Source organism: Mycobacterium colombiense, from assembly GCF_001672755.1.
Classification (GTDB): Bacteria; Actinomycetota; Actinomycetes; order Mycobacteriales; family Mycobacteriaceae; genus Mycobacterium; species Mycobacterium colombiense_C.
Genome location: NZ_LZKI01000044.1, coordinates 1 through 6713, shown reverse-complemented (window position 1 = coordinate 6713; position 6713 = coordinate 1). Strand labels below are relative to the sequence as shown.

Below are 6713 nucleotides of genomic sequence, written 5' to 3'. Positions count from 1 at the left end.
GCGCAGATGGCTCGCGCCGAGGCCGACATCGCCGCGGGCCGGCACGCGCAGTGGCCCATGGTGCTGGCCGCGTCGCCGCACGTCGCCGACCCCGGCCGCATCGACGCCGCCGGTCGCCGGCCCTTCTGGACCTACGCCCACGTGCCGGCGGGGTCCACCGTCGACGCGACCGAAGCGGTGACCGCGGTGGTCGAGCGGTTCGCCCCCGGCTTCCGCGACGTGGTGGTGGCGGCGCGCGCGGTGCCGGCCGCGCGGTTGTGCGACCACAACGCCAACTACGTCGGCGGCGACATCGGGATGGGCGGCAATTCCGCCTGGCGGGCGATCGCCGGCCCCACTCCGCGGATAAACCCTTGGCGCACACCCATTCCCAAGGTGTACCTGTGCTCCGCGGCCACGCCGCCGGGCGGCGGTGTGCACGGCATGGCCGGCTATTACGCGGCCCGCACGTTGCTGCGCCGGGAATTCGGGATCGACACGATCCCGGATCTGCGGCCTACGATGACGCCGTGACGAAACTTGCGATCATCTACTACTCGGCCACCGGCCATGGCACCACGATGGCGCAGCGCGTGGCCACCGCGGCCGAATCGGCGGGGGCCGAAGTCCGCCTGAGGCACGTCGCCGAAACACAGGATCCCGAATCGTTCGCCCACAACCCGGCCTGGACGGCGAACTACGAGGCCACCAAAGATTTTCCGGCGGCCACCGGCGACGACATCGTCTGGGCCGATGCGGTGATCTTCGGTTCACCGACCCGGTTCGGTTCTCCGGCAGCGCAATTGCGCGCGTTCCTGGACTCGCTGGGCGGGCTGTGGGCGCAGGGCAAGCTCGCGGACAAGGTGTACGCGGGCTTCACGTCGTCCAACACCGTGCACGGTGGCCAGGAGACAACCCTGCTCTCGCTCTACATCACGCTGATGCATTTCGGCGGCATCATCGTGCCGCCGGGATACACGGACCCGTGCAAGTTCGTCGACGGCAATCCCTATGGGGCGAGCCTGGTCACCACCCACGACAACATCAAGGAGTTCGACGAGCCGACCGGCGCCGCGCTCGAACATCTGGCCCGCCGGGTGGTGGCCGTCGCCGACCGGCTGGGTTAAGCCAGCCGGATCAGGCCGACCGCCCGGCTTGCCGGGCGCGGGTGGCCGAGCGCCCGGCAAGCCGGGCGCTCGAACCAAAACGCTAGGCCGTTTCGGTGATCGGCCGGTCGACCCAGCTCATCAGGTCGCGCAGCTTTTTGCCGGTGACCTCGATGGGGTGCTCGGCGTTCTCCTTGCGCAGCTGCTCGAGTTGCTTGTTGCCGCCCTCGACGTTGGCGACCAGCTTCTTGGTGAAGTCGCCGCTCTGGATGTCGCGCAGGATCTCTCGCATCCGCTCCTTGGTGCCGGCGTCGATGACGCGCGGACCCGACAGGTAGCCGCCGAATTCCGCGGTGTCGGACACCGAGTAGTTCATCCGCGCGATGCCGCCCTCGTACATCAGGTCGACGATCAGCTTGAGCTCGTGCAGCACCTCGAAGTAGGCCATCTCCGGCGGGTAGCCCGCCTCGACCATCACATCGAAACCGGTCTTCACCAATTCCTCTGTGCCACCGCACAACACGGCCTGCTCACCGAACAGGTCGGTCTCGGTCTCGTCCTTGAAGGTGGTCTTGATGACACCGGCGCGGGTGCCGCCGATGGCCTTGGCGTAGGACAGGGCCAGCGCCTCGCCCTCGTCGTTCGGGTCCTGGTCGACGGCGATCAGGCAGGGCACACCCTTGCCGTCGACGAACTGCCGCCGCACCAGGTGCCCCGGGCCCTTCGGTGCCACCATGGCGATGGTGACGTTGGCCGGCGGCTTGATCAGGTCGAAGTGGATGTTGAGGCCGTGGCCGAAGAACAACGCATCCCCATCCTTGAGGTTGGGTTCGATGTCGTTCTTGAAGATGTCGGCCTGCGCGGTGTCGGGCGCCAGCAGCATGATCACGTCGGCCCACTTGGCGACCTCGGCCGGGGTGTCGACGTCCAGGCCCTGCTCTTGCACCTTGGCCCGCGACTTCGAACCCTCCTTGAGGCCCACCTTCACCTGCACGCCGGAGTCGCGCAGGCTCAGCGAGTGCGCGTGTCCCTGGCTGCCGTATCCGATGACACCGACCTTGCGACCCTGGATGATCGTCAGGTCCGCATCGTCGTCGTAGAACATCGGCAATGTCTCCCCAGACGGGTTAGCCACTTCACTATCTCCTTCTTGTTTCAGCTGAAAACTTACTTGGCCGTGCCGATTCCGCGCGGACCGCGAGCCAGCGACACCACTCCGGATTGGACGATTTCGCGGATTCCGAAGGGCTCCAGGACCCGCAGCAGCGCCTCGATCTTGCCGCGGTCACCCGTCGCCTCGATCGTCAGCGCCTCCGGCGACACGTCAATCACCTTGGCGCGGAACAGGTTCACCGCTTCGATCACCTGACTGCGGATGCCGGCGTCGGCGCGCACCTTGATCAGCGCCAATTCCCGCGACACCGAGTTGTCGTCGTCGAGCTCGACGATCTTGATCACGTTGATCAGCTTGTTGAGCTGCTTGGTGATCTGCTCGAGCGGGGTCGCCTCGGCGGACACCACGATGGTCATCCGCGACATGTCCTTCTGCTCGGTGGCACCAACGGCCAGCGATTCGATGTTGAACCCGCGCCGCGAGAACAGCGCCGCCACCCGGGCGAGCACGCCGGGTTTGTCCTCGACCAACACCGACAGGGTGTGCGTGCGCATCAGGCGTGCCCTTCGCTCTCGTCGTCGAACAGCGGGCGGATTCCGCGGGCCGCCTGAATCTCGTCATTGCTGGTGCCGGCGGCCACCATCGGCCACACCTGCGCGTCGGCCCCGACGATGAAGTCGATCACTACCGGGCGGTCGTTGATCGCCCGCGCCTGGTTGATCACGTCTTCGACGTCTTCCTCACGCTCGCAACGCAATCCGACGCAGCCCAACGCCTCCGCCAGCTTCACGAAGTCCGGGATGCGGTGCGAGTGCGTGGCCAGATCGGTCTGCGAGTACCGCTCCTGGTAGAACAGCGTCTGCCATTGGCGCACCATGCCCAGGTTGCCGTTGTTGATCAGCGCCACCTTGATCGGCACGCCCTCGATCGCGCAGGTGGCCAGCTCCTGGTTGGTCATCTGGAAGCAGCCGTCGCCGTCGATCGCCCACACCTCGGCGTCCGGACGGGCCATCTTGGCGCCCATGGCCGCCGGGATGGCGAACCCCATGGTGCCCAGCCCGCCGGAGTTGAGCCAGGTGCGCGGCTTCTCGTACGAGATGAACTGGGCCGCCCACATCTGGTGCTGGCCGACGCCGGCGACGTACAGGGCGTCCGGACCGGCGATCTGGCCCAGCTTCTCGATGACGTATTCCGGGCCGAGGCTGCCGTCGCTCTGCGGGCCATAGCTCAGCGGGTAGGTGGACTGAACCTCGTTCAGGTAGGCCCACCACTCGGTCATGTTGAGCTTGCCGGGAATCCCGTCCTGGCGCAGCAACTCGAGCAGCTCGATGATGACGGCTTTCACGTCGCCGACGATCGGCACGTCCGCGTGGCGGTTCTTGCCGATCTCGGCCGGGTCGATGTCGGCGTGGATGACCTTGGCCTCCGGGGCGAAGGTGTCCAGCTGCCCGGTCACCCGGTCATCGAAGCGGGTTCCCAGCGCGATCAGCAGGTCGCTGCGCTGCAGCGCCGCCACCGCGGCGACGGTGCCGTGCATGCCGGGCATGCCCATGTGCTGCGGATGGCTGTCCGGGAACGCGCCGCGCGCCATCAGCGTGGTCACCACGGGGATGCCGGTCAGCTCGGCCAGCTCGTGCAGCTGCTCGGTCGCTTCACCTCGGATGACCCCGCCACCCACGTAGAGCACCGGCTTGCGGGCGCCCGCGATCAGCTTGGCGGCCTCGCGGATCTGCCGGCTGTGCGGCTTGGTGTTCGGCTTGTAGCCGGGCAGCTCCATCCGTGGCGGCCAGCTGAACGTGCACGGGCCCTGCAGCACGTCCTTAGGGATGTCGACGAGCACCGCGCCGGGGCGGCCCGAGGAGGCGATGTGGAACGCCTCGGCGAGCACCTGCGGGATCTCGTTGCCCGAGCGGACCAGGAAGTTGTGCTTCGTGATCGGCATCGTGATGCCCGAAATGTCGGCTTCCTGGAACGCATCGGTGCCGATCAGCGAGCGCCCCACCTGACCGGTGACGGCGACCACGGGTATCGAGTCCATCTGGGCGTCGGCCAGCGGGGTCACCAGGTTGGTGGCGCCGGGCCCCGACGTCGCCATGCAGACGCCGACCTTGCCGGTCGCGTGCGCGTAGCCGCTGGCGGCGTGGCCGGCGCCCTGCTCGTGGCGGACCAGCACGTGGCGCAGCTTCTTCGAGTCGAACAGTGGGTCATAGACGGGCAGCACCGCGCCGCCCGGGATGCCGAAGATGACCTCTACGCCGAGTTCCTCCAGCGAGCGGATCACCGACTGTGCACCGGTAAGTTGTTCGGGCCCGATACGCTTCGGCTTGCCGGCCGCAGACTTGACGGCGGGTTTGGCCGCGTCGGTGGCGATGTCGGCCGCGTCCGGTGTCGCGGAGGCGTGCTGCCTGATGGGAGCGCTCACTGTCGTTCAGTCCTTATTCATTCCGGGAGTCTCGCTGGGGGCAACAAAAAACCCCCGACAGCTAGTCTGCTGCACGAGGGTTGCGCGCTGGTGCTGGATTGCTTCAAATGCCGTAAGGCAAGTCAGCCACCAACGCGCTGACTAAGTACTACGAGCATCCCGGGCTTTCCGGCGGTATCCATAGCGTCCGACGGTAGCCTTCGCACAGTTCAGCAGTCAAATCCGTGACCGTCGGCGCTGTGGTCGCCAACGGGGTTGGCGGTGGCGCCGGGCGGATGCTCGCGGGACCGGTCGCAGGTGCCGGTGAAATGATGGCGGGGTGGCTACCGGTTCGTCCCCCCAAACCCCCTCCGCAGCGCCCGTCGTGATCAAGGTGTCGCCGATGGCGCATCTGGCCGTCGGGTTCCTGACCTTGGGGTTGCTGATACCGGTGATGCTGTGGCCACCGTCGCTCCCGCTGCTGGTCCTTCCGGCGCTGTTGTCGGCCATGATCGTCCGGCTACGCACCGTCGCCGACGACCAGGGGGTAACCGTTCGGACGCTCTTCGGCAGCCGGCGAGTGCGCTGGGACGACATCGAGGGGCTGCGTTTCCACCGCGGTTCTTGGGGACGCGCGCACCTCAAGAGCGGCGCCGACCTGCGGTTACCCGCGGTCACGTTCTCCACGCTGCCCGAGCTGACCGAGGCCAGCGCGGGGCGGGTTCCCAACCCCTACCAGTGAGAAGGCCGGTCAGCCGATCGGATTCACGCCGTTGAGGGCCACCCACACCCCGACACCGGCCGCGATGCCGGCCAGCAACGCGACGAACGACCCGATGAAGGGTCGATGCGCCCAGCCGCGGCGCGCGTCCAGGCCGTAGCGGCCGGGCCCGCACAGCACGACCGCGGCGGCCATGACGATCAGGGTGATCTGGTATTCGTGCCCTTCGGGCAGGAAGAACGGGAAGGTATGGCTGTGTGGCCGCGCCGAGACGCTGGCCAGCAGGCCGTTGATCAGAAACGCCAGCGCACCGGCCGCGGCCACCGGCGTGAACAGGCCCAGGATCAGCAGCACGCCCGCGACGGCCTCGCCGCCGGCGCTCACGTAGGCGAGGATGTCGGCGTGCTGGTAGCCGACGTCGGACAGTGAGTTCTTGAACCCCGTCACGCCTGAGCCGCCCCACCAGCCGAACAGCTTCTGCAGGCCGTGGGCGCCGAGCACCACGCCCAGCCCGACGCGCAACAGCAGCAAACCAAGATGCTGCGTTCCGCGCCGGCCGACGTCGTGCAACCGGTCGTGGTGTTCGTCGTCGTCGATGTCGGTGGACTCGGCGGCGGCGAGCCGGGCCGCCGAATGCGGCTGGGCGTAAGGCAAGGGCTCCTGTTGTTCCAGCAGGTGGTAGCCACCGGCCCCGGAGCCGGCAACCGCTGGGGCGCCGCCATAGGGGATGACGGTGGTGGTTCCGGTCGACGGGTTGAAGTCGCCGGGGTAGCCGACTGGCGTCAGATCATCTTCGGGATCAACCAGCCGCGCCGAGGCGGGGCGGCCCGGGGTCGGCTCCGGCGATTCGCCGGGCCGTTGCCAATGTGCGTCATTCGGTTGACTGGTCACGGGTGTCAGGGTAAGGGCATTCGGCCCTGAATTGGGGATTTGAGCGGCGCTTTCGCCTGGCAATCGGTGGTTTGCCCGTCAAACCGGCCCGGATTTGCCCGAAATCGCCTCCCGAGCCCGTTTCGAGGGCCCGCCGCGCGAGATCGCCCGTTCGCCGGACGTGGTGCCGGGCCCGGGCGGGAAGGGGCCATGGCCGAGTTTTCGGCGGCGGCCAACGGGGACGTGTGTGGCGGCGCCGCTGCCAGTGTCCGTAGCCTGACGGTCATGCGACTAGGGCGATCGGGGCGGTCGGTTCGGCGCGGCTTCGCCGTGCTGTGCGCCCTCGTGCTGGTGACGAGCGGGTGCGCGCGCTTCAACGACGCCCAATCGCAACCGTTCACCACCGCCCCCGAACTGAAGCCGCAGCCCAGTTCGACGCCTCCCCCGCCCACGCCGAAGCCGAAGGGCTGGGTGAGGTTTTCACGTCCGCGGGCGCCGAATGGCGCCAAGCGGGCTGCTCAA

General features: G+C 67.9%; 7 protein-coding genes and 2 pseudogenes. 5 read left to right on the top strand and 4 right to left on the bottom strand.

Annotated elements, in window-relative coordinates; translation table 11 throughout:
* On the top strand, positions 1-513 hold a 513-nt coding region (locus tag A5708_RS05905; RefSeq protein WP_419538307.1), incomplete at its 5' end, for a phytoene desaturase family protein.
* Entirely contained in the window at positions 510-1106 is a 597-nt protein-coding gene (gene wrbA, locus A5708_RS05900) for an NAD(P)H:quinone oxidoreductase (protein WP_065027723.1), read from the top strand. The genes A5708_RS05905 and wrbA, both read left to right, overlap by 4 nt.
* Positions 1107-1188: 82 nt before the next feature.
* On the opposite strand, the gene ilvC is transcribed toward wrbA, so the two are convergent.
* The 3 genes from ilvC to A5708_RS05885 all read right to left on the bottom strand — a co-directional run bounded on the left by ilvC (position 1189) and on the right by A5708_RS05885 (position 4621).
* Complete coding sequence (gene ilvC / locus A5708_RS05895) at positions 1189-2190, bottom strand: ketol-acid reductoisomerase (protein ID WP_065027722.1); 1002 nt, start codon at positions 2188-2190, stop codon at positions 1189-1191.
* 62 nt (positions 2191-2252) lie between these two features.
* Positions 2253-2753 (bottom strand): acetolactate synthase small subunit, encoded by a 501-nt coding sequence (ilvN, locus tag A5708_RS05890; protein ID WP_065027721.1) that lies wholly within the window; start codon positions 2751-2753, stop codon positions 2253-2255.
* The gene (locus A5708_RS05885; RefSeq protein ID WP_065027720.1) at positions 2753-4621 is read right to left on the bottom strand and encodes an acetolactate synthase large subunit; all 1869 of its coding nucleotides are present in this window, start codon (positions 4619-4621) and stop codon (positions 2753-2755) included. The genes ilvN and A5708_RS05885 overlap by 1 nt, the downstream gene beginning before the upstream one ends.
* A 382-nt stretch (positions 4622-5003) precedes the next feature.
* Between A5708_RS05885 and A5708_RS05880 the strand changes: the two genes are divergently transcribed.
* Complete coding sequence (locus A5708_RS05880; protein WP_065027724.1) at positions 5004-5342, top strand: PH domain-containing protein; 339 nt, start codon at positions 5004-5006, stop codon at positions 5340-5342.
* Positions 5343-5351: 9 nt separating this feature from the next.
* On the opposite strand, the gene A5708_RS05875 is transcribed toward A5708_RS05880, so the two are convergent.
* Positions 5352-6212 carry a DoxX family protein gene (locus A5708_RS05875; protein WP_065027719.1) on the bottom strand — a complete coding sequence of 287 codons (861 nt, stop codon included), beginning with the start codon at positions 6210-6212 and terminating at the stop codon, positions 5352-5354.
* Positions 6213-6476: 264 nt separating this feature from the next.
* Between A5708_RS05875 and A5708_RS26665 the strand changes: the two are divergent.
* Both A5708_RS26665 and A5708_RS27395 read left to right on the top strand, forming a co-directional pair.
* Positions 6477-6653, top strand: a pseudogene (locus A5708_RS26665) (sorbosone dehydrogenase family protein); the annotation flags it as partial.
* A pseudogene (locus A5708_RS27395) lies at positions 6638-6713 on the top strand (hypothetical protein); the annotation flags it as partial. The pseudogenes A5708_RS26665 and A5708_RS27395, both read left to right, overlap by 16 nt.